Origin of the sequence: Parafrigoribacterium soli, assembly GCF_040227235.1 — a bacterium.
Lineage (GTDB): Bacteria > Actinomycetota > Actinomycetes > Actinomycetales > Microbacteriaceae > Parafrigoribacterium_A > Parafrigoribacterium_A soli.
The window spans coordinates 171,962-194,568 of sequence record NZ_JBELNZ010000003.1 but is presented as its reverse complement, the minus strand read 5'-3'; the positions used below and the strand labels follow the sequence as shown (position 1 = coordinate 194,568).

The 22,607-nt window shown below is 68.2% G+C and carries 21 protein-coding genes and 1 tRNA gene; 9 read left to right on the top strand and 13 right to left on the bottom strand.

The window, feature by feature from the left end; genetic code table 11:
• Positions 1-331 precede the first annotated feature (331 nt).
• The 4 genes from ABUA37_RS09160 to ABUA37_RS09145 all read left to right on the top strand — a co-directional run bounded on the left by ABUA37_RS09160 (position 332) and on the right by ABUA37_RS09145 (position 4,559).
• On the top strand, positions 332-2,815 hold the full coding sequence (locus tag ABUA37_RS09160; RefSeq protein ID WP_349898839.1) for an ATP-dependent Clp protease ATP-binding subunit: 2,484 nt from the start codon (positions 332-334) through the stop codon (positions 2,813-2,815).
• Between the two features lie 92 nt (positions 2,816-2,907).
• Positions 2,908-3,408 carry an amino-acid N-acetyltransferase gene (locus tag ABUA37_RS09155; RefSeq protein WP_349898838.1) on the top strand — a complete coding sequence of 167 codons (501 nt, stop codon included), beginning with the start codon at positions 2,908-2,910 and terminating at the stop codon, positions 3,406-3,408.
• A gap of 13 nt (positions 3,409-3,421) precedes the next feature.
• Complete coding sequence (locus ABUA37_RS09150) at positions 3,422-4,024, top strand: hypothetical protein (protein ID WP_349898837.1); 603 nt, start codon at positions 3,422-3,424, stop codon at positions 4,022-4,024.
• Positions 4,025-4,157: 133 nt separating this feature from the next.
• Complete coding sequence (locus ABUA37_RS09145) at positions 4,158-4,559, top strand: TraR/DksA family transcriptional regulator (RefSeq protein WP_349898836.1); 402 nt, start codon at positions 4,158-4,160, stop codon at positions 4,557-4,559.
• Between the two features lie 9 nt (positions 4,560-4,568).
• Here the strand turns inward: ABUA37_RS09145 and radA are convergent, their stop codons facing one another.
• Positions 4,569-5,936: a DNA repair protein RadA gene (radA, locus tag ABUA37_RS09140; protein ID WP_349898835.1), complete on the bottom strand. Its 1,368-nt coding sequence runs from the start codon at positions 5,934-5,936 to the stop codon at positions 4,569-4,571.
• Between the two features lie 25 nt (positions 5,937-5,961).
• Positions 5,962-6,720 (bottom strand): SGNH/GDSL hydrolase family protein, encoded by a 759-nt coding sequence (locus ABUA37_RS09135; RefSeq protein WP_349898834.1) that lies wholly within the window; start codon positions 6,718-6,720, stop codon positions 5,962-5,964.
• 187 nt (positions 6,721-6,907) lie between these two features.
• On the opposite strand from ABUA37_RS09135, the gene ABUA37_RS09130 reads away from it, so the two are divergent.
• Together ABUA37_RS09130 and ABUA37_RS09125 are read left to right on the top strand one after the other, a co-directional pair.
• Positions 6,908-6,997, top strand: a tRNA-Ser gene (locus ABUA37_RS09130).
• 201 nt (positions 6,998-7,198) lie between these two features.
• The gene (locus tag ABUA37_RS09125) at positions 7,199-8,977 is read left to right on the top strand and encodes a sensor histidine kinase (RefSeq protein WP_349898833.1); all 1,779 of its coding nucleotides are present in this window, start codon (positions 7,199-7,201) and stop codon (positions 8,975-8,977) included.
• 39 nt (positions 8,978-9,016) lie between these two features.
• Here ABUA37_RS09125 and ABUA37_RS09120 read toward each other — a convergent pair whose 3' ends face one another.
• Positions 9,017-9,886, bottom strand: coding sequence for an NmrA family NAD(P)-binding protein (locus tag ABUA37_RS09120; protein ID WP_349898832.1), 870 nt, complete (start codon positions 9,884-9,886; stop codon positions 9,017-9,019).
• Between the two features lie 79 nt (positions 9,887-9,965).
• On the opposite strand from ABUA37_RS09120, the gene ABUA37_RS09115 reads away from it, so the two are divergent.
• Entirely contained in the window at positions 9,966-10,526 is a 561-nt protein-coding gene (locus ABUA37_RS09115; protein ID WP_349898831.1) for a TetR/AcrR family transcriptional regulator, read from the top strand.
• On the opposite strand, the gene ABUA37_RS09110 is transcribed toward ABUA37_RS09115, so the two are convergent.
• Positions 10,461-11,081 (bottom strand): TetR/AcrR family transcriptional regulator, encoded by a 621-nt coding sequence (locus ABUA37_RS09110; RefSeq protein ID WP_349898830.1) that lies wholly within the window; start codon positions 11,079-11,081, stop codon positions 10,461-10,463. The two genes, ABUA37_RS09115 and ABUA37_RS09110, sit on opposite strands and share 66 nt — an antisense overlap.
• A gap of 85 nt (positions 11,082-11,166) precedes the next feature.
• Between ABUA37_RS09110 and ABUA37_RS09105 the strand changes: the two genes are divergently transcribed.
• Both ABUA37_RS09105 and ABUA37_RS09100 read left to right on the top strand, forming a co-directional pair.
• Entirely contained in the window at positions 11,167-12,135 is a 969-nt protein-coding gene (locus ABUA37_RS09105; RefSeq protein ID WP_349898829.1) for a zinc-dependent alcohol dehydrogenase family protein, read from the top strand.
• Positions 12,136-12,199: 64 nt separating this feature from the next.
• Positions 12,200-12,775 (top strand): MarR family winged helix-turn-helix transcriptional regulator, encoded by a 576-nt coding sequence (locus tag ABUA37_RS09100; RefSeq protein WP_349898828.1) that lies wholly within the window; start codon positions 12,200-12,202, stop codon positions 12,773-12,775.
• Between the two features lie 3 nt (positions 12,776-12,778).
• Here the strand turns inward: ABUA37_RS09100 and ABUA37_RS09095 are convergent, their stop codons facing one another.
• The 9 genes from ABUA37_RS09095 to ABUA37_RS09055 are packed head-to-tail and all read right to left on the bottom strand — an operon-like array spanning position 12,779 to position 22,601.
• Entirely contained in the window at positions 12,779-13,243 is a 465-nt protein-coding gene (locus ABUA37_RS09095) for a MarR family winged helix-turn-helix transcriptional regulator (protein ID WP_349898827.1), read from the bottom strand.
• Positions 13,240-14,475, bottom strand: a complete 1,236-nt coding sequence (locus ABUA37_RS09090) for a 2-hydroxyacyl-CoA dehydratase family protein (RefSeq protein ID WP_349898826.1) — start codon at positions 14,473-14,475, stop codon at positions 13,240-13,242. The genes ABUA37_RS09095 and ABUA37_RS09090 overlap by 4 nt, the downstream gene beginning before the upstream one ends.
• Positions 14,472-15,575, bottom strand: coding sequence for a 2-hydroxyacyl-CoA dehydratase family protein (locus ABUA37_RS09085; protein WP_349898825.1), 1,104 nt, complete (start codon positions 15,573-15,575; stop codon positions 14,472-14,474). Before ABUA37_RS09085 ends, ABUA37_RS09090 begins: the two co-directional genes overlap by 4 nt.
• Entirely contained in the window at positions 15,572-16,816 is a 1,245-nt protein-coding gene (locus ABUA37_RS09080) for a CaiB/BaiF CoA transferase family protein (RefSeq protein ID WP_349898824.1), read from the bottom strand. The genes ABUA37_RS09085 and ABUA37_RS09080 overlap by 4 nt, the downstream gene beginning before the upstream one ends.
• On the bottom strand, positions 16,813-17,979 hold the full coding sequence (locus tag ABUA37_RS09075) for a CapA family protein (RefSeq protein ID WP_349898823.1): 1,167 nt from the start codon (positions 17,977-17,979) through the stop codon (positions 16,813-16,815). The genes ABUA37_RS09080 and ABUA37_RS09075 overlap by 4 nt, the downstream gene beginning before the upstream one ends.
• On the bottom strand, positions 17,976-18,824 hold the full coding sequence (locus ABUA37_RS09070) for an alpha/beta fold hydrolase (RefSeq protein ID WP_349898822.1): 849 nt from the start codon (positions 18,822-18,824) through the stop codon (positions 17,976-17,978). The genes ABUA37_RS09075 and ABUA37_RS09070 overlap by 4 nt, the downstream gene beginning before the upstream one ends.
• On the bottom strand, positions 18,821-19,666 hold the full coding sequence (locus tag ABUA37_RS09065; RefSeq protein ID WP_349898821.1) for an ATP-binding cassette domain-containing protein: 846 nt from the start codon (positions 19,664-19,666) through the stop codon (positions 18,821-18,823). Before ABUA37_RS09065 ends, ABUA37_RS09070 begins: the two co-directional genes overlap by 4 nt.
• Complete coding sequence (locus ABUA37_RS09060) at positions 19,663-21,663, bottom strand: dipeptide/oligopeptide/nickel ABC transporter permease/ATP-binding protein (protein WP_349898820.1); 2,001 nt, start codon at positions 21,661-21,663, stop codon at positions 19,663-19,665. Before ABUA37_RS09060 ends, ABUA37_RS09065 begins: the two co-directional genes overlap by 4 nt.
• Positions 21,660-22,601: an ABC transporter permease gene (locus tag ABUA37_RS09055; RefSeq protein ID WP_349898819.1), complete on the bottom strand. Its 942-nt coding sequence runs from the start codon at positions 22,599-22,601 to the stop codon at positions 21,660-21,662. Before ABUA37_RS09055 ends, ABUA37_RS09060 begins: the two co-directional genes overlap by 4 nt.
• Between the last annotated feature and the right edge of the window lie 6 nt (positions 22,602-22,607).

The window sequence follows — 22,607 nt, the reverse complement described above, 5'->3', positions numbered from 1 at the left end:
CATCCGCTGGCGTCGGGATGGGAAGGATCGCGCAGAAAAGGAGGAGAAACCGTCGTTGCGGCCGCAAAAGTTCCTCCTTTGCGTGCGGATGATGGCGAACGTCCATCTTTCTGGTCACCCAACGTAGAGACCCGCAGTAGATGCCCGGCCGGGGCACCCGCCTTGGCCATCCGACCCCACCGCGCGGGTGCTCCAGCGACGAGAGGCCCGCCGAATGTGGCTGCACCCCGAGGCCGGTCACGCCTAGGGCGAACACTCGCCAATTGCCCGGCTGGCCTCGTTACTCTCGATGTATCGGCACCACACCGCCACGGTGCCTGAGGAGTCAGAAATGTTCGAAAGATTTACCGACCGAGCCCGTCGCGTGGTTGTCCTTGCCCAGGAAGAGGCAAAGATGCTCAACCACAACTACATCGGCACCGAGCACATCCTGCTCGGCCTGATCCACGAGGGCGAGGGCGTCGCCGCGAAGGCTCTCGAGTCTCTCGGCATCTCCCTGGATGCGGTGCGCGAGCAGGTGCAAGACATCATCGGGCAGGGTCAGCAGCAGCCGACGGGGCACATCCCGTTCACCCCGCGCGCCAAGAAGGTGCTGGAGCTGAGCCTGCGCGAGGCCCTGCAGCTCGGCCACAACTACATCGGCACCGAGCACATCCTGCTCGGCCTCATTCGCGAGGGTGAGGGCGTTGCGGCACAGGTGCTCGTGAAGCTCGGAGCCGACCTCAACCGCGTTCGTCAGCAGGTCATCCAGCTGCTCTCTGGCTACCAGGGCAAGGAGCAGGTCGCCGTCGGCGGCAATGACCAGACCACCGCGCAGGCCGGCTCGCAGATCCTCGACCAGTTCGGGCGCAACCTCACGCAGGCCGCACGCGACGGCAAGCTCGACCCGGTCATCGGGCGCGAGAAGGAGATGGAGCGGGTCATGCAGATCCTCTCCCGCCGTTCCAAGAACAACCCGGTGCTGATCGGTGAGCCCGGCGTCGGCAAGACGGCCGTCGTCGAGGGCCTCGCCCAGGCGATCGTTCGCGGCGACGTGCCGGAGACGCTGAAAGACAAGCAGCTCTACACGCTCGACCTCGGGTCGCTCATCGCCGGCAGCCGCTACCGCGGTGACTTCGAGGAGCGCCTCAAGAAGGTCACCAAGGAGATCCGCACCCGTGGCGACATCATCACCTTCATCGACGAGATTCACACCCTCGTCGGCGCCGGTGCCGCAGAGGGCGCGATCGACGCGGCCAGCATCCTGAAGCCGCTGCTCGCCCGTGGTGAGCTGCAGACGATCGGTGCGACCACGCTCGATGAGTACCGCAAGCACTTCGAGAAGGATGCCGCGCTTGAGCGCCGCTTCCAGCCCGTGCAGGTGCACGAGCCGTCCCTGCCGCACACCATCAACATCCTCAAGGGACTGCGCGACAAGTACGAGTCGTTCCACAAGGTGTCGATCACGGATGGCGCGATCGTCGCCGCAGCGAATCTGGCCGACCGCTACGTGGCCGACCGCTTCCTGCCCGACAAGGCCATCGACCTGATCGACGAGGCCGGCGCTCGCCTGCGCCTGTCGATCCTCTCGGCACCGCCGGAGCTGCGCGAATTCGACGACAGGATCGCGGACGTTCGCGGCCGCAAGGAAGCCGCGATCGAGGACCAGGACTTCGAGAAGGCCGCATCTCTTCGCGACGAGGAGAAGAAGCTGCTCGGTGAGCGCCTGCGTCTCGAGAAGCAGTGGAAGAGCGGGGAGGCCGGTTCGACCGGAACGGTGGACGAGGGAATCATCGCCGAGGTGCTCGCGTCGGCCACCGGCATCCCGGTGTTCAAGCTCACCGAGGAGGAGACCGCGCGCCTCGTCTTCATGGAGAAGGCCCTGCACCAGCGCGTCATCGGTCAGGAGGAGGCCATCTCCTCGCTGTCGAAGACGATCCGTCGCACGCGCGCCGGACTCAAGGACCCGAAGCGCCCCTCCGGTTCGTTCATCTTCGCTGGCCCCACCGGTGTCGGTAAGACCGAGCTGGCCAAGGCGCTCGCCGAGTTCCTGTTCGACGACGAGGATGCGCTGATCTCGCTCGACATGAGCGAGTACGGCGAGAAGCACACTGTCTCCAGGCTGTTCGGTGCCCCTCCCGGGTTCGTCGGCTTCGAAGAGGGTGGCCAGCTCACCGAAAAGGTGCGCCGCAAGCCGTTCTCCGTGGTGCTGTTCGACGAGATCGAGAAGGCTCACCCCGACATCTTCAACTCGCTCCTCCAGATTCTGGAAGAGGGACGACTGACGGATGGCCAGGGTCGCGTCGTCGACTTCAAGAACACCGTGATCATCATGACCACCAACCTCGGTACGAAGGACATCACGGGCACGCCGATCGGCTTCACCTCGGCCTCCGACACCGCCACCGGCTACGACCGGATGCGCGGCAAGGTCGTCGAGGAGCTGAAGAAGAACTTCAAGCCGGAGTTCCTCAACCGCGTCGACGAGACCATCGTGTTCCCGCAGCTCAACGAGGTGGAACTGCTCCAGATCGTGGACCTGTTCATCAAGCGGCTTTCGGACCGCCTGCTGGACCGCGACATGACCGTCGAGCTCACCGTCCCCGCGAAGGAGCAGCTCATCAAGATCGGATTCGACCCGACCTTGGGTGCGCGACCGCTGCGTCGCGCGATCCAGCGCGAGGTTGAGGACCGACTGAGCGAGCGCATCCTGCAGGGTGAACTCAACGCCGGAGACCACGTGCACGTGGACTTCGTCGGTGGCGAGTTCGTGTTCACGACATCACTGCAGCCGGGTCGCGAGGTCGAGGAAGCGGTGGCGGCCGTCGAGGCCTAGGCCAAGCATCAAGAGGGGCGCGACGGGCAACCGTCGCGCCCCTCTTTCTTTCCCCGCCCGGGGTGTGAAGTGCGTGCACGTAGGATTGAGGCGTGAGTTTTACCGTGCGGCCAGCCCGCACCTCAGACGTGCCGCAGGTGCAGGCGCTCATCGAACCACTGGTTCAGCGCCGCATCCTGCTCGGCAAGGATGCGGTGGTCTTCTACGAGGCGATCCAGGAGTTCCGCATCGCCGAAGACGAGAACGGCACGCCCATCGGATGCGGTGCGCTGCACGTCATGTGGGAGGACCTCGGCGAGGTGCGCACCCTCGCCGTCGTACCGGAGTGGCTGCACCATGGCGTGGGTCACGCGCTCCTGGCGCAACTGGAAGCGGATGCGATCGAGCTCGGACTGAGCCGACTGTTCTGCCTCACCTTCGAGGTCGACTTCTTTCAGAAGCACGGATTCTCGCCCATGCTGGAAGACGCGATCGATCCGGTCGTGTACTCGGAACTCGTGCGTTCCTCCGATGAGGGCGTCGCAGAGTTTCTGGATCTTGCCCGAGTGAAGCCCAACACGCTCGGCAATACCCGGATGCTGAAGCGCCTGTAGCTACTCTGGGGGCATGTCGACGTTCAAAAACCCCGTCGGCCCCCAGTCCAGCAAGGTGTACTGGCGCCGGCGGCTCATCGTGGCACTCGGCGTGGTCGCCGTCATCGTGATCATCATCCTGATCGCCGTGCGGCCGGGATCTGCTCCCGCGAAGAAGGCCACGGCATCCGCAACCCCGACGTCGCACGCCACGACGGCCGTGGCGAAGGATGGCGACGCGTGCGCGCCCACGAGGATCAAGCTCGAGGCGATCACCGACAAGACGACGTATGCGGCGTCCGAGAAGCCGAAGATCTCGATGCGCATCACGAACATCGGCACGACGGCCTGCACCATGAACCTCGGCTCGACCCAGCAGGAACTCAAGATCACGAGCGGCAGCGAGACCTATTGGGACTCGAAGGACTGTCAGACCGCCCCGGTCGACTCCGCGCAGGTGCTGAAGCCCGCCGCTCCGCTTACCACGCAGGCGATCGAATGGGACCGCACACGCTCGTCCACGACCACCTGCAGCGCGAGCCGGCCTCCGGTGCCTGCGGGCGGTGCGAGCTACCACCTCACGGTGAAACTCGGCGACATCACCTCGAAAGACACCGCGCAGTTCCTGCTGAACTGACTCGACTGTCGCCCCACTGCGGAGACGCGGGCTGGGCGTTGGCTGGAGTAAAGCTGGGCGTCGGATGTGCGTTTAATGGTCTCACCCTCGGGCCCGCGTTCGTGAGATAGACTCCCCCGAAAGGGGGTAGACCATGACGACGACACCCGTTGTTGAGCGACCGCAGGCAAAGTTGACCGCGCGGCAGGTGGCCAAGCTACGAGCCAGGCTGGTTGACGATCTCGAGCAGACTCGCGACCTTATTTCGCAGTTGATGGTAGACCTCGAGGAAATGCGATCGTCCAGGCAGGATGTCGCTACCGACGATGAGCACGACCCCGAAGGTCCCACCCTCGCGTTCGAGCGTTCGCAGGCGAGCGCCGTGCTCAACGACGCGCGCTCACACTTCGCAGGGATCGAGGACGCCCTGCTTCGGGTGGACGGCGACGACTACGGCGTGTGTGAGAACTGCCACGAACGCATCCCGTTCGGGCGCCTGGAGGCGCGACCGTACGCGCTCTACTGCGTGTCCTGCGCCGAGCGCGCCGAACGCTGACGTTTCGGTCTAGAAGTCGGGAACGTCGACGCGCTCCTGGCTCGCGAAGGCGAGCCTGAGCGCCTCTCGAAGGTGCCCGCTGTGCGCGTCGAGCACGGTAGAGAATCCCAGGCGCGCGGCCTCTGAGGCGCGCCGCTTCTCCTGGGTGACCGGCCGGATCTCTCCGGCCAGGCTGATCTCGCCGACCGCTGCGAGCGTCGCGGGCAGTGGCTGGTCGCGGAAAGCGCTCGCGATCGCCAGCGCGATGGCGAGATCGGCGGCGGGCTCTGTGAGCCGGATGCCGCCCACGGTCGACACGTAGACATCCGCCCCACTGAGCGCCATTTTCGCTCGCCGCTCGAGTACGGCGAGCAGCATCGCGACTCGCGAGGAGTCCACCCCGTTGACGACCCGGCGCGGCATCGGCGCGCTCGACTTGACGATGAGCGCCTGTACCTCGACGGGGAGCGCGCGTCGACCGTCGATCGAGACGGCGACGCAGGTGCCGCTCACGGGAACGGGCGTGCGGCCGGGCATCGAGCTGCGGGAGAGGAACAGTCCGCTCGGGTCGGCGACCTGGGCGATGCCGTCGCCCGTCATCTCGAAGCAGCCGACCTCATCCGTGGGCCCGAAGCGGTTCTTGTGCGAGCGCACGAAGCGCAGTGCGGTCTGGCGGTCGCCCTCGAACTGCAGCACGACATCCACGAGATGTTCGAGCAGGCGCGGGCCGGCGATGGTGCCGTCCTTGGTGACGTGACCGACGAGCAGCACCGGCAGGTTGCGGTCTTTCGAGACGCGGATGAGCGTGGAGGCGACCTCGCGCACCTGCGCCGGGCCGCCCGCGAGGCCATCGGTGAGCGAGCTCGAGACGGTCTGCACAGAGTCGACGATGACGAGCTGCGGATCAACCTGGTCGATCTGGCCGAGGATCGTGGCGAGATCGACCTCAGCCGCGAGGTACAGGGTGGGTTGCAGGGCTCCGGTGCGCTGGGCGCGCAGGCGCACTTGGCTGGCAGATTCCTCGGCGGTGACGTAGAGCACGCGCATGCCGCCGGCTGCCGCGCGCGAGGCGACCTCGAGCAGCAGCGTGGACTTGCCGACGCCGGGCTCACCGCTCAGCAGGATGGTGGCGCCGGGAACGATGCCGCCGCCGAGCACGCGGTCGAACTCCGCGATGCCGCTCGGCCAGTGCGCAACCGAGTCCGACTCGATCTCGGTGATGGGGCGCGCGAGTCGAGCGTCGCTGATGTGCACGGCCTTGACCGACCTGACGATTCCGGTCTGCTCGCCGGCCTCGACGACCGTGCCCCAGGCCTGACATTCGCCGCAGCGGCCGGCCCACTTGAGGGTCGTCCATCCGCATTCTGTGCAGCGGAAATTGGACTGGACCTTGGGCATAGGGCCAGCTTAAGCGAGACCCCCGTCAGTCGTCGTTCGGCGTGGAATCTGCAGCCGGAACGCGCCTGTCGAGGAGGGGAAGGAACGCGGATGCCCATACCCGGTAGCCGCGATCGTTCGGGTGAAAGAAGTCTGCCGCGACCTGGTTGAGCGCGTAGCGCGCGCCGCCCTGCCGCCGGGTCGCAGCGTAGAGCGGAGCCACGTCGAGCCCGAGTTCTTCGGCGACTCGATGCACTATGCCGTTGGCGATCCTCACGTTCCGCTCGGGTGTGCCGAAGTAGAAGGCGGGAACATCGGCGACGATCGCGTGCCTCGGCAGCGCGGAATACAGTTCGCGCAGCTCCCGCTCGAAGCGAGCAGCGTCGAACGCCGCGATGTCGTTCGCTCCGATCGACACGGTGAGCACATCCGGGTGCAGCCGCCGCAGCTTGGGCAGCTGGCTCGCGAGCGCCTCCCGAAGGCGCGCGCCAGATTGGCTGAGGTTCACCACTCGCACGGGCCGGCCGGTGCGAGAGCGAAGGTGTGCGGCGAGCATTCCGACGTAGCTGCGGCCCGGCCTGCTGGCGCCGATGCCCTGCGCCGCCGAATCGCCGACGGCAACGTAGAGCAGCTCGCCCGTCTTGCGCTCCTGCTCGTGCCACCACTTGGCATTGACCGGGATAGCCGCGGTGAGCCGGATGACGGCCGCACGCCGGCGACGCAGCACGAGCGTCCGCGCCACCAGGCCCGCCATCGCGGCGAACACGACGACGGCGAGAGCTGCCCCGGCGATCCACCATCCCATCCGACGACCCTACCCAGCCGCATCGCGAGACCGCCGTGTGCATAACTCAGGCAGAACGCGGCCCGAGCCGCGCACATCCGCTGATCAGGTCGAGATCGGCGCGTTCTGCCTGAGTTATGAAAAAGCCATCGGATGCGCGAGGCGGCCTGGGATGAACCCGCGGTCGCCCTGTACTAAGATCGTCCGCGGTACCGTGTCCGAGCGGCCGAAGGTGCAACTCTCGAAAAGTTGTGTGGGTGAAAGCCCACCGTGGGTTCAAATCCCACCGGTACCGCCATTTTTCTCATTGCGCTGCGCGTCGTCACAGACGACGACCGAGTTCGCGCAGGCCGGCCGCTGCACGCGCTCCTTCCGTTTCCGTGCCGGTTCTGACCCCCTGATAAGCGTCGCGCATGCCGTTCTGAGACATGTAGTATCACTTGATCGGTTCGGGGGAATCATGGTCGGTATTGACGCGCACAGCAGGGGTGCGCGTGTCGTGGGGACACGGGGTCGGGCGCTTGGTGCGCCCTCGGTCGGTGGCGGCTTTGTGAGCCGCGCCATCCGTGTGCTGATCGTCCTCACCGTGCTCCTGAACCTCTTGTACTTCGGCATACTGCTGCTCCCGGGCGACCCGGCGAGTTCGCTCGTCGACGTCTGGCTGTCGCTCGTCGTGCAATGGGTGCCGGTCGGTGTCTTCTGGCTCGTCGCGGCGCGAACGCATTTCGCCAGGTGGGAGGTGATCCTCGCCGCCGCGGGCATGACGTCCAATGCCTTTGGTGAGACCTTCTATGCCGTGGCGATGGACCCCTCGGGTCACCTCGCCTCCCCCTCGTTCGCCGACCTCGGGTATCTGCTCTATTACCCGTTGATGGGAGCTGCCCTCATCGTGCTGGTGCGGCGCCAATCGCGCAAGCTGACCCGCGCGGTGCTCTTTGACAGCACTCTCGCGGTGCTCGGTTCGGCGGCTGTCCTGGCGGTCATTCTCGACCCGGTCTTCGCGGATGCGACAAGCGGAACCACTTTTCTCGACGGCGCGATCGGCGCGCTGTACCCCCTCTTCGATCTTCTTCTCGTCGCCGTCGTCGTGGGCATCTCCGCCTCCCCGGTCTTGCGCATAGGGCCCCGCTGGCAGTTCCTCGTTCTCGGGTTGCTTCTCTTCACGGGTGCGGACATCGTCTACGCCATCCTCAATCACGACGGGACCTACGCGGCCGGCACCCCGCTGGATGCCACTTGGACCGCCGCTGTCGCCTTCACCGCTCTGTGGGTTGACGGCGTGGACCGTCGTCCGAGTGAGGCGCCAACCGCGGCCCGGAACACTCGGCTCCTGTCCGTTCCCGCGATCGCGGTGCTCGCCGGTCTCGGCGTGCTCCTCATCGGCACCCAGACGTCCGTTCCCACGGTCGCCCTGATCCTGGCCAGTGCGGCGGTCGCTCTCTCGGCCGTGCCCGTCATGTTTCGTCAGGCCAACCTGGTCCGCCTGCTCGAGGGCCGGGAACAGGTGGTCGAGCGACTGGAACAGCTCGACAAATCCAAGAGCCACCTCATCGAGGCCGTGAGCCACGAAATGCGCACGCCCCTGACCTCCATCCTGGGCTACCTGGAACTGGTGCTGGACGGAGCACGAGGCCACGTCAGTGAGGACGCCAAGGACATGCTGCGGGTCGCCGACCGCAACGCTCGTCGTCTTCAGAACCTCGTCGGCGACATGTTGATGATGACAACTCTGGAGTCGCGCGGTCGGACGACTATCACTGCACCCGTGGAGATCTCCCGGGTACTCCGTCGCGCGGCGGAGTCGCTGCGTCCCTTTGCGAGCTCACGAGGGGTGGATGTCACCGTCGTCTGCGATGAGTCGGTCGTCGTCGAAGGTGACGAGGCCGAACTCGAACGTGCGTTCACGGATGTGATGGAAAACGCGGTGAAGTTCACGCTCGGGAAGTCGCCGGTTCGGGTCGAGGTCGCAACGTCGAGTGAAGGTGCATCCGTGGTCTCGATCGCCGTGACGGACACCGGTATCGGCGTCCCGGCCGCGGAGATCCCCTACCTCTTCGACCGCTTCTTCCGCGCAACGAACGCCCGCGACAACGTCGTGCCCGGAACGGGTCTGGGGCTCGCCATCGTGAACGGAATCGTGGAGGCACATCGGGGAGCGGTTTCCGTCGCCTCCGTTCTCGGCAAGGGCACGACGGTCAGCATCACGCTTCCGGTGCATCAGGGCGAAGGCGTTCGGGCCGATGCCGTGCGCCGGTGGCGGACCCGCCGCCCGCGCTGACCCGGAGCTACTGGATCGTGCACAATCCGGCCGTGCGAGTCAGCTGGCCGGGGCGAGCACTTCTCGGCACCAGGTGCGGAAGTCGGTGGCTGCTATGGTGGCCACCGCCCAGTCCGCGTCGTAGATGCCGGCATCCTGAGCGGCGAACATCTCGAGGGTGTCTGCGACGGCCCGATCGCTCGCGCCGCGCGAACGGAGCATTCCCTCGAGGTCGGCCATCGTCATCCGCTGGTAGGCGACGGGCAGGCCGAGTTCCTCGCTCATCACCCGCGCGATCTCATTCGGAGTGAGGCGGTCGGGCCCGAAGACGGGCAGGTTCTGCTGCCCCGACCAGCTGAGGTCGCCGAGCAGCTCCGCGGCGTGAGCGGCGATGTCTCGCGTGGCGATCATGGCGAGCGGCTGGTCGGCAGCGCAGGTCAGAGAGAAGGCGCCGTGCTCGCGGATCGCTCCGAGCTGGCCGAGGAAATTCTCCATGTAGAAGGGGAGCGACAGCGCGCGATACGCGGCTCCGGATGCGGCCAGCTCGGCATCCATCGCGAAGGCGGCCGAGAGCACGCCGGCCGGCTGCTGCCATCCGTGGCCGGCACTCGTCGCCGAGACCACATGCCCAACACCGTGGCGACGGATGGCCGCGGCCGCGGCGCGCGCGAACGTGACGTAGTGCTTCTCCGCGCTCGGTGCGGCCGGGTTCGGTGGGACGAGCCAGAACATTCCGTCTGCGCCGGGTAGCGCCGCGTCGAGCACGGCCGCATCCGCGTGGGAGCCCTCGACGATGTCAACTCGCGCGCGCACGCTCGCATCGAGCTGCGACGCGTCGCGGACGATGACGCGCACGTCGACTCCTCGTTCGAGCAGGTTGGTGACGAGCTGGCTTCCGATGCGACCCGTGGGCGTGGTGACGACGATCATTGTTCCTCCGTAACATGAAACTGAATTCCGGTTCCGAATATAACCACGGATGAGCGGGTCGTCAACTAAAGTCGGTTGCATGAGTGCTCCCGAACGATCGCTGCGCGCGGATGCCCGCCGCAACCGGGAGTCCGTGCTCGACGCCGCGAGCGAGCTGTTCGCTCGCCACGGCGACGGCGTGCAGATGGAGGAGATCGCCGGGAAGGCGGGCCTCGGGGTGGGCACGCTCTACCGTCACTTCGCCGACAAGCGAGCCCTGCGAGCGGCGATCATCGGCCGTCGCTTCGAGGCCGTGACCGACCTGGCCCGGGCGGCGGACCGGCTCGACAGCCCCTGGGCGGCGTTCGAGGCTCTGCTCTACGGCTACCTCGAGTCGGTGGCACCCGACGCCGCCTTCCGCCTCGCGATCCTCAGCCCGGACGAGCCCTCCTGGGCCGACATCGACACGGAGAAGAACGCGTTCGGGGCGATCATCGAGCGCATCGTTCAGCGCAATGTCGATGCCGGCCTGCTGCGTGCCGACTTTCGCGCGGGCGACTTCATTCTCATCACTCGGGGTGCGATGGCGAACATGTCAGGGGGCGATGACTGGCGGCGCCACGTCACGCTTCAGCTCGAGGGCATCCGCGGCGCTCGCTGAGCGGCTGAAGCCGTCGATCGCGAGCCGGGCGAAGCGCCGGGCGGCCGCTTCGCGAGCTGAGGGGACGACGGATGCGAGTCCGCGGCCCGCATGCAGCACCAGCACGAGGTCGTTGATGACGAAGTCGGAGCGCAGCCGCCCCTGCTGCCGCGCGCGCTTTGCCAGCTGGTCCAGCATCCCGAGCAGTTCGCGGCGGTGCGCCGAGAATGCCGCAGCGGCGGGGTCGGCGGACATGAACGCGTCGACGAAGCCGCGGTTCTGCACGTTGAGTGCGGTGAGTCGTTCGATAACCGAGGTGAACCCGTGCCAGGCATCGGTGGCGGCGCAGCCGTGCTCGACGATTGTTCTGCAGGTCAGCAGTTCGGCGGCGAAGGCCTCATCGATGAGCGCCTGCTTCGTGGGGAACCTGCGGTACAGCGTCGCCGGGCCGACCTGGGCGTGGCGGGCGATCTCGCGCATCCCGAGATCGAGGCCGCGTTCCGAGAAGAGGGCGCGCGCGGCGGTGAGGATGCGCTCACGGTTCTCCTGCGCGTCGACGCGGAGCAACTGAGGCAAAGGCGATCCCGTCATTCTCACTTCGGCTGAGCGGACGGGGGCGTCCACTACCGTCTGAGAGTACCGCAACGAGAGGGAGGCCGCAGTGCGCGCGATCGCAATTCAGGAGTTCGGAGACCCGAGCGGGATGGCGCTCGTCGACGTCCCCGAGCCGACGCCCGGCGCGGGGCAGGTGCTGGTGCGCACCGCGGCGATCGGAGTCGGCGGAGTCGACGCGATGATCCGGCGCGGAACCCTCGGCTCCGAACATCCCCGGGGCATGGTCCCCGGTAGCGAGGTCGCCGGCACGATCGTTGCCGCGGGCGACGGCGTCGACGCATCCTGGATCGGTCGGCGGGTGTGGGCGTTCACGGGCATCGCCGGCGGATACGCGGAGTGTGCGACGGCGCCGCTCGACGACGTCGTGCCGCTGCCGGAGAACCTCTCCTCGATCGATGCCGTGACACTCGGCAGCGCCGCGCCAGTGGCCCACTTCGCGCTCGCCCACGCGCACTTCGCGCCCGGTGAGTCGGTGCTGGTGCGCGGTGCCGCGGGCAGCATCGGCATCGCAGCGGTGGAGCTGGCCGTGCGGGGCGGGGCGTCCGTCGTCGCGGTGACCACGTCATCCGCCGAGCGTGGGCGGAAGTTGCACGCTTTCGGCGCCACTCGGGTGCTCGATCGCGCCGGAAATCCCTCCGACGAGGCGAGCGGTGCCAGCCCACTTTTCGATGTGATCATCGACATCGTGGGTGGCGCCGAGCTGCCCGCGTTCGTCGATCGGCTGGCCCCCAACGGCCGTCTCGTGCTCGTCGGTGCGGTCGCAGGCTTTCCGCCAGCCGAGTTCGGGATGCGGTTGCTCCAGTCGTTCCAGCAGTCCCGCTCCATCGCGACCTTCAGCCTCGCCACGATCGCGCGGGAGCGGCTGGTCGCCGCCCGCATCGAGCTCTTCGAGGCGGCCGCGCGAGGCGAACTGCACGCCGTCGTGCACGCCATCCTGCCGCTCGATCAGGCCACCGAGGCGCACCGCATGATGGACCGCGGCGAGGTCGTCGGCCGCGTCGTTCTCACGCCATGACGTGATGCGTCTGGGGAGTGTGGTGTGCACCGGTCGGCACGCACAAGAACGGTAGATTATGGGGGTGGACAACGGCGCTCGACTCGATCAATCGACCGCCGACCCCGCCGTCACCGTCGCCCGTCGGCATCGCGCCACGGCACCTCGAGACGCGGTCGGTCGACTGGAGTGGATCACGCAGCGACTCGCGCGCGCTCTGCAGCGTGCTGTGGAGCTCGTCGCATCCGACAACGACATCACGGTGCCGGAGTACCACCTGCTCCTGGCGACCAGCGACGATCTCGGTCGATCCAACGCCGAGATCGCGCGCCTCATGTTCGTGACCCCGCAGTCGGCCAATCGGGTGCTCGCGGGGCTCGAACGTCGCGGATTTGTCGTGCGCGCGGGGGAGGCGTCGCGTGGCCGCACACGCAACACGGTGCTGACGCCCGCGGGGCGTGCCGTGCTGGAGGAGTGCACCAAGCGCATCGAAGACATCGAAGCGCGCGTGATGGCGAGCCTCGATGACGATCAGCGCAACCTCATCCTGCCCGCCCTGCTGCGAGCCGCCGAGACGCTCGCGGGTGGCTACTTCGGCAGCGTCGAGGACGAGCGCCGGGCGAGCGAGAATCGTCGTGCCGCCCAGGCGGATCTCGAGTAGCGCCTAGCGCGGCCAGCCGCCGCCGAGCGCGAAGCGGCAGAACTGCAGCGCCTGTCGCAACTGCTCGATGTCGCCGTCGGGCAGGGCGGAGACCATCTGGCCCTCGATCCACCCGACGGTGGGGCGCAGCCGCCCCAGCAGCTCCTGCCCCGCGTCGGTGACGGTCAGCAACTGGCGCTGGTGGTGCGAGGGGTCGCGCGTGCGGTCGATCAGGCCGCTGTCGAAGAGCTCCGTCGTGACCGTCGACATCGACTGGGCCCGCACGAAGGAGTTCTTGGCGAGTTCGGCCGAGGTGAGGCCCGGGCGGCGCTCGAGCACGGTGAGCGCCGTGTACTGCGTCACGGTCAGCCCGACCTCGCGCGTCACCGATTCGAGCCGCGCGCGAATGGCGAGCTCGACCTGCTTGATGAGGTAGAGCAGCGTGACGGCGTCGCCGGTGCCGGGCGGTCGCAGGATGTCGGCGGTCACCGCGGCAGGTCCGTGATGAAGGCGCTGATCGATCGCTCGACTGCCCCGAGGTCCAGTGTGCGCGGGTCGGCGTTGCTGGCGCGGATCTCGAGCACGGGGATGCCCGCCTCCTCCAGCGCGAGAGTGATGAAGGACGCCCCAGGCACGTCGTCGGCGACGAGGTGCACGACCCCGTCGACCCCGTGGCCCTTGGCCTCCTTCACGTACCATTCCGGCGCGAGCGGAGGCGCGTAGAGCAGGTCGGTGATGCCGACGAAGCGGGCGGCGAGCGTCTCGATCGCGTCGTCGCCGTAGCGGATGTAGCCGTCCGCGGCGATGGCAAGGTACATCGACCAGACGAAGACCGCGCCGAACTCCTCCTCAAAGCGGCGGTACATCGCGGTGTCGCTCCACAGTCCGCGCCCCACCCACATGAGCCGCGTGCGTTCCTCGGGTGCGACCGTGGAACCCGCACCGATCATGGCCGCAACCTCGTCGCGGAGGGCGAGTGCGGCATCCCGGCCCCACTCGCTGCCCCGGTGCCACTGCGGAATCATGACCGCCGGAATCGTGTCTGAGACCCGCACGGGCGTCGGTCGGGCGGCGGCGATGAGGTCGCGCGTCTGCCGGTTGTACTCCTCCTGCTCGTTGATGAGCCGCATGACCCGTTCGAGCTTGTCGAGCTCGAAGGTGCGACCCGTGCGTTCTTCGAGGAACTCGATGAGCAGGCGGTTCTCGGCCGCCATGAGGGCGATCCTGTCTGCCCCGAAGACACGCGTCCACTCGCGCGGTGCGAGCTCCCACCAGTCGCCGTCAGGTGACTCGGCCGCGGTGCGCTCGTAGGCGAAGTACCCGATCGACGGGTCATCCGTCCAGGCCTCGAAGACCTTGCCGGTGGCGTCGCCGCTGAGTTCCGCGATCACGAAGTCCGGCTTCGGCAGGCCGCCCCACGGCGCGTCCTCCGGGTGGAGACCGCGGGATCCGAGCGCGAGCACGTCGTACTGCCTGCTGTCGTCGGGGTAGCCGCTTCTGGCCACGACTTCGAGGCTCGCGGTCGCGGCCTGCTTGGCGGTGACGATGGATGCCCACCACTGGTTGACGACGTAGGGGATGTCCATGGCGCGCAGGATCTCCTGCGGTGCATCCGCGTTCACCAGGGCGAAGATCTCGCCCTCGGCGACGGATGCCTGCAGAGCCGCGAACCACTCGCGCTGGTGTGCCAGCGCGGCCGTCGTGGACTCGAGCCGGGTCATGATGCCGCTCGCAGCGACTCGACAGCGGTCACGATCTGCGCTTCATCCTCGGCCGCATCGCCGCGCAGCATCACCGCGGGCACTCCAGCGAGCCTGCTCTGCAGCCGCCAGTCCCATGCCGGCGCCTCATCATGCGGACGCACCACGCTCAGCAGCCCGCGGGCGCCGGAGGCGAAGATGCCCTCTCGCGTCGCCTGCGCTCGTGCCGCCATGGTCGATGACGCGGATGCGGGTGCCCCGCCCAGGCGGGCGAGCACCAGTTCCCGAAGCAGCGCGTCCCGGTTCTCGTCGAGCCTGGACGGCAGCACGTCGCTCAGGAGGGGGTCGCCCCAGTCGTGATCCTCGCCGACGACGGTCGCGCCCGCGGCTTCGATCGCGCGGTAGAGCTCGTCTCCGAGCGGGGCGCTGCCGGTGAGGAAGACGGGAAACTCTCCCGGGGCCGCGCCGTCCCTCGCCTCGGCCATCGCATCCCGAAGCAGCCCTACCACCTGGGCCGGGGGCAACGAAGCCGCGATCCGGTAGCCGTGCAGTGCGGCCGTGCCACTGAATCGGGCGGCCCGGCGGTGCGTGCGCATGCGTTCGAGCTCGGCGCGCACGACCGAGAGATTGGCGTGGGCGCTCCGCAGCGCGTCGGCCGTGATGGAGGTCGATGCCCAGCGCTCGACGGTGTCCCACATCCGCGCCAGCTGCGTGATGTTGAACGTGATGGTGCTCTCCCTGTGCTGGTGAACCTGGTCCACGAGCTGCACCGGCAGGCCGATGCGGCCTCGGCGACGGAGCTCCTGCAGCGTGTAGTAGAGACGCACCGAGGCGTCGCTGTCGCGGGAGATGAAGAGGCCGGAGAGAAAGTCGAGCTCCCCCGAGAGCACCGCAGCGAGCACGAGCGTGGCCGCGCGATCGATCGCGCGGCCCATGATCGCGTGCGCATCCTCGGTGGGGCATTCGACTGGGGCGATGCGAAACGAATGCGCGCCGGCTGCGGCGATGAGCAGCGAGGGCACGTCGCGCCCCACTATGCCAATGACGGGCCGACCGGATGCCGCGACCGCGGCCGCCCCGGACCGCGCGTCGCGCACGGCCCCCGCGAGTCGCGCCGTCACAGGGCGCCGGCGTCTCTCAGAGCTGCAATGCGCTCGTCGTCGTAGCCGAGGAGTTCGTGGAGCACGGACTCGGTGTGCTCGCCGAGCCACGGTGCCGGACGGTCGAGCGACGTGCTGCTGCCCGAGAAGATGATCGGCACACCGGAGCCGTAGAGCTCCTTGGCCGGGCCGAAGACGGGGTGGCTCAGCTGCTCGACCTCGCCGCGGCTCAGCACCAGCGGGTCGCGCACGGCCTCGCCCGTGTCGCGCACCGGCGCCGCGGGCACCCCGAATTCCTCGAGCCTACGCACGGCCTCGGCGGAGGTGAGGTGCTGCGCCCAGCTCGCGATCATCGCGTGCAGCTCGTCGGCGTTGTGCACGCGGTTGTCGCGGCGGGAGAAGCGCTCGTCATCCGCCATCTCGGGAACTCCGAGCGCCTTCATGACGCCGGAACTGAAGGCATCCGTGGGGCCGCAGAGCGCGAACCAGCCGTCCTGCGTCGCGAAGACGCCGAACGGTGCGAGCCTCGGGACATACGAGCCCGTGCGCAGCGGCATCCCGATGGTCTCGAAGGCGTCGAATGGTTCGCAGGCGACGAGCGAGGTCAGGGTCCCGAGCATCGAGACGTCGACGTGCTGACCCTGGCCGCTGCGCTCACTCTCGAGAACCGCCGCGAGCACACCGATCACGCCGAACAGTGGCGCGACCATGTCCGCGATCGGCAGACCGAATCGCACCGGCGGTTCGCCGGGGCTGCCCGCCGTGAGCATCGTGCCGCTGAGGGCCTGGATGATCGTGTCCATCGCCTTGCCGCTGCCGGGGCCACCCTGCGCGCCGAAACCGCTGATCGAGGCATAGACCAGACGCGGATTGACCTCGTGCAGGGTCTCGAAGTCGACGCCGAGCCGCTTGGTGACGCCGGCGCTGAAGTTCTCGACCACGACATCCGCGGTCTTGGCGAGCTCGAGGAAGACCCTCTTGCCCTCGGGCGTCTTGAGGTTGAGCGTCATGCTCTCCTTGTTGCGACCGCGCAGCATCATCGACACCGACATGTCCTGGTCGCTCGTGCGCCTGGCCTCGAGGCCGTGGTCGCTGTAGTACGGCGCATTGTTGCGCGACGAGTCACCGCCGAGCATGGGGTTCTCGATCTTGATCACCCTTGCACCGAGCCCGGCGAGAAGCAGTGTGGCGTAGGGCCCGGAGAGGGCTGTCGTGAGGTCGAGCACCGTCTTCCCGGTCAGCGGTCGTACGGTGTCGTTCATTCGGTGTCTCCTTGTTTCTGTGACGGATGGATGCGCACCTCGTCGCCCTCCCAGGCGAACTCGGTGTCGAACCCCTCCTCGGCGCTGATGTGCCGGATGTAGTCGATGACGTCGTGGCCGCGCTCGTCGTTGCCGTGCGGCACGGGCCGCGCGCCTTCGTCGATCCAGCACGGGATGATGCCCCAGGCCGGTTCGGCGGCCACCGAGATGTCGAGCACGGCGATGGCCGTGTTGCGGCTCTCGGGGTGGAACGGATACCAGCTGGGCAGGGCGGGGTCGGGTTCGAAGCCGAAGAGCTTGCGGCGGCGTTCGGCCCAGCGGCGCTGCTCGTCCACTCCGGCGGCAGCGGGCGTGAGGGCGTCGGTGACGGTGACGAAATTGCCCAGCCCGTGAAAGATCGCCCTGCCGCGATAGAACTCGACACCGCGCATGATGTGGGCGTGATGCCCGATCACCATGGTGGCGCCGGCATCGACGGCGGCGTGCGCGATCTCGGTCTCGTAGGCGGCCAGCTCCGCTGGCACGTGCACGAGTCCCTTGTGCAGGGCGACGACGAGCACGTCGACCTGCTCGGCAACCGCGGAAATCCGAGCGCGCATCTCGGCCAGGGAGGCGGGGTCGGCGAAGGTGTGCACGCTCGGCGGTCCTCCCGGGTTCGCGCCGATGGCCTCGTAGTGCGAGTAGACGCGCACGTAGGCGCCGCCGGGCCGGCGGCTGGTCGCCCAGCTGTCGCTCGGACCGACGCAGTTGAAGGAGAGCACGCCGATCGTGTGTGCGCCTCGCGACAGGATCACGGGTTCGCTCGCCGCCGCGAGGTCGGCCCCGGCGCCGGTGGTCGCGATGCCCGCATCCCTCGCGGCGGCGATCGTCTCGGCGATGCCCTCGCCGCCGGCGTCACCGATGTGGTTGCCGGCGAGAGTGAGCACGTCGAAGCCGGCGCTGGCGATGACGGCGAGGTGCGCCGGATCGGCCGGCGGTGCCGGCACGTCCACGGTCGCGACGGTGCGCGTGGTGGCGTGCGGCACCTCGAGCTGGCCGATGGTGACATCGGCGGCGCGCAGCAGCGGCGCGGCAGCAGCAAAGAAGGAGTCCGGGTCGGGGCGATCGACGATCAGGTCGCCCACCGCCGCTATGCGCACGGGGCGGGTGGCGACATCCGTCATGAGCGCCTCGGGGGCTGTGCGACGCCGTTGAGCTCGTCGACGAAGACGCGAACCTCGCGTGCGAGGCGCTCGGGCGCCTCTTCGCCCATCATGTGGCCGCTGTCCTCGAACAGCACCGCCTTGGCGCCTCGCACGTTCACGGCCGCCCGCAGCGCCGACTGGGGCGAGATCACCCCGTCGCGCATGGCGGCAAGAATCAACACGGGCACCCGGATGCCGCGATAGACCGCCGCGAGCGCCTCGTCGGTGGTGGCCTCGGGGAATGGTTTGCCCTGGTTGATCTCGGCCTCGTCATCGGGTCGAAGGGCGGCCTCCTCGGCGGCGGCGGCGAAGCGCACCCGCCGGGACTCGATGATCTCGGGGTCGTCGGTCCAGCCCGCCATGTGCTCGAGCATGCCGGTGACGAACTCGGGGTTCTTGCGCTGCTCGATGAAGCGACGACGTCCCTCGGATGATGCCGTGCCACCCTCGCGGTCGTGCGGAGTTCCGACGACCGAGATCAGGGCCTTGAGCCGCTCGGGGTTTCTGCGGGCGATGTGCCAGCCGATTCCGCCGCCGTGCGAGATGCCGGTGTAGATGAAGCGGTCGACGCCCAGCCCGTCTGCGAAGGCGCACACGTCATCCGCCCAGGTGTCGAGCCAGCTCGTCGGCGGGGTGGCCGGATGCGTTGACCGCCCGAAGCCTCGCGCCTGAATCGTGTACACGTGGTACGACGTGGGTTCTTCGGCGAGAAGCTCGGGATACGTGCCGGCCGCGAATCCCATCGCCGAGGACAACACGACCTCGTCGCCCGAACCGAACTCCTCGTACCAGAGCTCACCGTCTCCGACGTTCATCACACTCATTGCTCCCCCTCGTTGCGGCGACGCTGACGTTCTTCTCGCCGAGCGCGCTGCTCGGCGGGGTCTGGAACCGGCGCTGCTGCGAGCAGCGACCGGGTGTAGTCCTCGCGCGGTCGTTCGTAGACCTGCTCGGCCGATCCGAGTTCGACGATGCGGCCCGCCTGCAGAACCGCGATCGAGTGCGAGATGTGGCGAACGACCGAGAGGTCGTGCGAGACGAACAGCAGGCTGAGCCCGAGGTCGCGCTGCAGTTCAGACAGCAGGTTGAGCACCTCGGCCTGCACGGAGAGATCGAGCGCACTGACCGGTTCATCGCAGACGATGAGTCGCGGCGAGAGCATGAGGGAGCGGGCGATGGCGATGCGCTGGCGCTGCCCGCCCGAGAACTGAGCGGGGTAGCGGTGTGCCGCGTCCTCGCTGAGACCGACGCGCTGGAGCAGCATCGCGCCGCGTTCCGTGATCTCGGCCGTGGTCATCCGCTGGCCCCGCGGCACGATGCGACACGGCTCGGCGAGCGTATAGCCGATGGTCTTGCTCGGGTCGAGCGAGCTGTACGGGTCCTGGAAGATCACCTGTCGCTCGGCACCGAGCGCTCGGCGCTCGCCGCGGGACATCCGCGAGATGTCGCGACCCTCGAACAGCACGCGGCCGCTCGTGATCGGCAGCATCCCGAGAATCGCCATGCCCGTGGTGGTCTTGCCGGAACCGGACTCGCCGACGAGTCCCATGGTGGTGCCGGCCGGGATGCTGAAGCTCACGCCGTCGACGGCCCGCTTGCGGCGACGTCCGGTGCCGTGATCGACGACGAGGTCGGTCACCTTGAGGATGGGCTGCGTGTCGGTCACGATTGCACCGCCTCGAGTTCGTCGATGTGGATGCAGCGGCTGGCGCGATCGTCGTCGAGGTGCACCATGGGGATGGGTGCGGGCAGGCAGTCGACCGAGGCCAGCGGGCAGCGTGCGGCGAAATGGCAGCCGACCGGCCACTGGTGCGGCGGCGGAACCGAACCACCGATCGTCGGCAGCGGCTTGCCGGGCTCGGCGCCGTGCGGGTTCGAGCGCAACAGGGCCGTCGTGTACGGATGCCGCGGAGCCGCGAACAGCTCGGCGACAGTCGCGCGCTCCACCACTTCGCCCGCGTACATCACGATCGCGCGGCTGCAGAGGTCGGCGACCACACCCCAGTCGTGGCTGACCAGGATGACGGCCATGCCGGTCTGCTCCTGCAGGCTGCGCAGCAGGTCGAGGATGTCGGCCTGCACGGTCACGTCGAGCGCGGTCGTCGGTTCGTCGGCGATGAGCACCTCGGGCCGGCCGGCGAGGGCCATGGCGATGGCGACGCGCTGCGCCATGCCGCCGGAGATCTCGTGCGGATAGCGGGATGCGACCGCGGGGTCGAGGCGCACGGCCTCGAGCAGCTCCGCGGTGCGCGCTCGGGCACCGGCGCGGCTGACTCGCTCGTGAGCGCGCACCGCCTCGGCGATCTGCGAGCCCACCCGGAAAGACGGGTCGAGCGCCACCATCGGCTCCTGCGAGATCATGGCGATCCGTGCGCCGCGCACCTCGCGCAGTCGCCCGGCAGACATCCCGACCAGTTCCTCGCCGGCCAGACGAATGGAGCCCCCGGTGATACGCCCGTTGCTGCCGAACAGTCCGAGCAGCGCCAGCGCCGTGACCGTCTTGCCGCTCCCCGACTCTCCGACGAGTCCGACGATCTCGCCGGGGAGCACGTCGAAGTCGGCGCGCTGGATGGCGATGGTCTCGCGGCCCGGCGCCCCGAACCCAACGGTCAGCCCTCGAACGGACAGCACGGCGCCCGGTGCGGCCGGAAGCGCCGCCTCCTCGTCCGGGTCCGCACCGGTGACCGCGGGGATGGCATCCGTCTCGGTCAGTGCGTCGGCCGTCACGACCGCTGCGGTCACCGCGGAGGCCGTTCCGCGAGGCGAGCTGTCGGTTCGCGTGCGCGTCGCCGTCGCGAGACCCGCGAGCGTGAAGCGCTCCTGGTTCGCGTCGCGCAGCGCATCTCCGAGGAGACACAGCGCGAGCGTGGTGATGGCGATGATGCCACCGGTCGGCACCAGTAGCCACGGGTCGGTCTGGATGAGCGTGGCCGCCTCGGCGACCATGCCGCCCCAGGTTGGTGCTGGCGGCGGCGGCCCGAAGGCCAGGAAGGCGAGACCGGTCTGGATGCCGAGGGTCGCGGCAGAGAACAGCGTCACCTGCACGAGCAGCACGCCTCGAATCTGCGGCAGAACGTGCGCGGCCATGATGCGCACCTGCCCGAGCCCGGAGACCCTCGCGGCCCCGATGTAGAGCTCCTGCCGCACGGACAGCGCGGCGCTGCGGAACACGCGGATGAATGCCCCGCTCGCGAGCACACCGACGCTCACCATCGCCACGAACATGCTGTTGTCGAAGATCGCGAGTACCGCGAGGGTGATGATCGTGCCGGGGATCGAGAGCAGCACGTCGACGACGTGCAGGATGATGCGGTCGGTGATGCCGCCGACGTAACCGGCGAGAATGCCGAGCGGGATGGCGATGATGAGCATCGACACGACGGCGACGAGCACGCCGCTGAGAGACTCCTGCCCGCCGAACAGCAGCCGGCTGAGCACGTCGCGCCCGAGCGAGTCGGTGCCGAGCAGGTGCGCCGCGCTCGGACCCTGCTTGACGATGCGGAGGTTCTGCGCCAGCGGGTCGTGCGGGGCGATCCAGCGTGCCGCGACCGAGCTGCCGACGATCAGGATGACGACGATGCCTGAGATCACACCGAGCGGCTTGCGCAGCACCCGCTGCACGAGTCCGGCCGACATCGCCCGCGTTCCACTGTTGCGGCTCATCGCACGCGCACCTTCGGATTGAGTACTCCGTAGAGCACGTCGATCACCAGGTTGACGATGATCACGAACAGGGTGAAGAAGACGCCGACGCCGAGCACCACCGGCAGGTCGTGTGACGTGGTCGCCTGGGTGACCATGGTGCCGAGCCCGGGCAGTACGAAGACGTTCTCGACGAAGACCGCGCCGGTGAGCGCGCCGACAACGGTGAGCCCGAGCACGGTCAGGGACGGGAGGGATGCGTTGCGCAGCACGTGCTTCAGCACGATCGAACGCTCGCGAACGCCGGTGGCGCGCAGGACGCGAATGTAGTCGCGAGCGAGCACATCCATCGCGGAGTCGCGCATCTGCTTGGCCACGATGGTGACTCCGCCGAGCGAAAGCGCCGCGACGGGGAGGATGAGCGACAGGAGCCAACCGCCGGGGTTATCACCCAGCTGGGTGTAGCCAGTGGCGGGGAAGATTCGGATGGCGACCGCGAACAGGGCGACCAGGAGGATGGCGACCCAGTAGCTGGGCAGCGCGAGGCCGACGAGGGAAATGGCGTCGAGAAACGTGCCGAGCACTCCGCCGCGCACCGCGCTCAGGAGGCCGAGGCCGGTGCCGAGCACCGCGATGACGAGCGTCGACAGCAGCATGAGCGAGAGCGTCACGGGCACGCGAGCGATGATGAGCCTCAGCACCGGGTCGCCGCTGAACACGGATTCGCCGAAGTCGCCGCGGAAGACGCCGCCGAGCCAGGACGCGTACTGCGACAGCAGCGGCTGGTTCAGCCCGAGCTGCTGCCTGAGCCGCTCGATCGAGTCGGGCGTGGCGTTGGCACCGAGGATCGTGCGCGCCGGGTCTCCCGGAACGAGAGACATGAGGAAGAAGATCGCGATCGAGGAGATCACGATCAGCACAACCGACAGCAGTAGCCGATTGACGATGAGTCGAACCATGGATGC

Bases quoted from the DNA above. Each gene is read 5' to 3' on its own strand.
- ABUA37_RS09160 (WP_349898839.1), top strand. From the start codon at position 332: ATGTTCGAAAGATTTACCGACCGAGCCCGTCGCGTGGTTGTCCTTGCC.
- ABUA37_RS09150 (WP_349898837.1), top strand. From the start codon at position 3,422: ATGTCGACGTTCAAAAACCCCGTCGGCCCCCAGTCCAGCAAGGTGTAC.
- ABUA37_RS09145 (WP_349898836.1), top strand. From the start codon at position 4,158: ATGACGACGACACCCGTTGTTGAGCGACCGCAGGCAAAGTTGACCGCG.
- radA (WP_349898835.1), bottom strand. From the start codon at position 5,936: ATGCCCAAGGTCCAGTCCAATTTCCGCTGCACAGAATGCGGATGGACG.
- ABUA37_RS09135 (WP_349898834.1), bottom strand. From the start codon at position 6,720: ATGGGATGGTGGATCGCCGGGGCAGCTCTCGCCGTCGTCGTGTTCGCC.
- ABUA37_RS09120 (WP_349898832.1), bottom strand. From the start codon at position 9,886: ATGATCGTCGTCACCACGCCCACGGGTCGCATCGGAAGCCAGCTCGTC.
- ABUA37_RS09115 (WP_349898831.1), top strand. From the start codon at position 9,966: ATGAGTGCTCCCGAACGATCGCTGCGCGCGGATGCCCGCCGCAACCGG.
- ABUA37_RS09090 (WP_349898826.1), bottom strand. From the start codon at position 14,475: ATGACCCGGCTCGAGTCCACGACGGCCGCGCTGGCACACCAGCGCGAG.
- ABUA37_RS09080 (WP_349898824.1), bottom strand. From the start codon at position 16,816: ATGAACGACACCGTACGACCGCTGACCGGGAAGACGGTGCTCGACCTC.
- ABUA37_RS09075 (WP_349898823.1), bottom strand. From the start codon at position 17,979: ATGACGGATGTCGCCACCCGCCCCGTGCGCATAGCGGCGGTGGGCGAC.
- ABUA37_RS09070 (WP_349898822.1), bottom strand. From the start codon at position 18,824: ATGAGTGTGATGAACGTCGGAGACGGTGAGCTCTGGTACGAGGAGTTC.
- ABUA37_RS09060 (WP_349898820.1), bottom strand. From the start codon at position 21,663: ATGAGCCGCAACAGTGGAACGCGGGCGATGTCGGCCGGACTCGTGCAG.
- ABUA37_RS09055 (WP_349898819.1), bottom strand. From the start codon at position 22,601: ATGGTTCGACTCATCGTCAATCGGCTACTGCTGTCGGTTGTGCTGATC.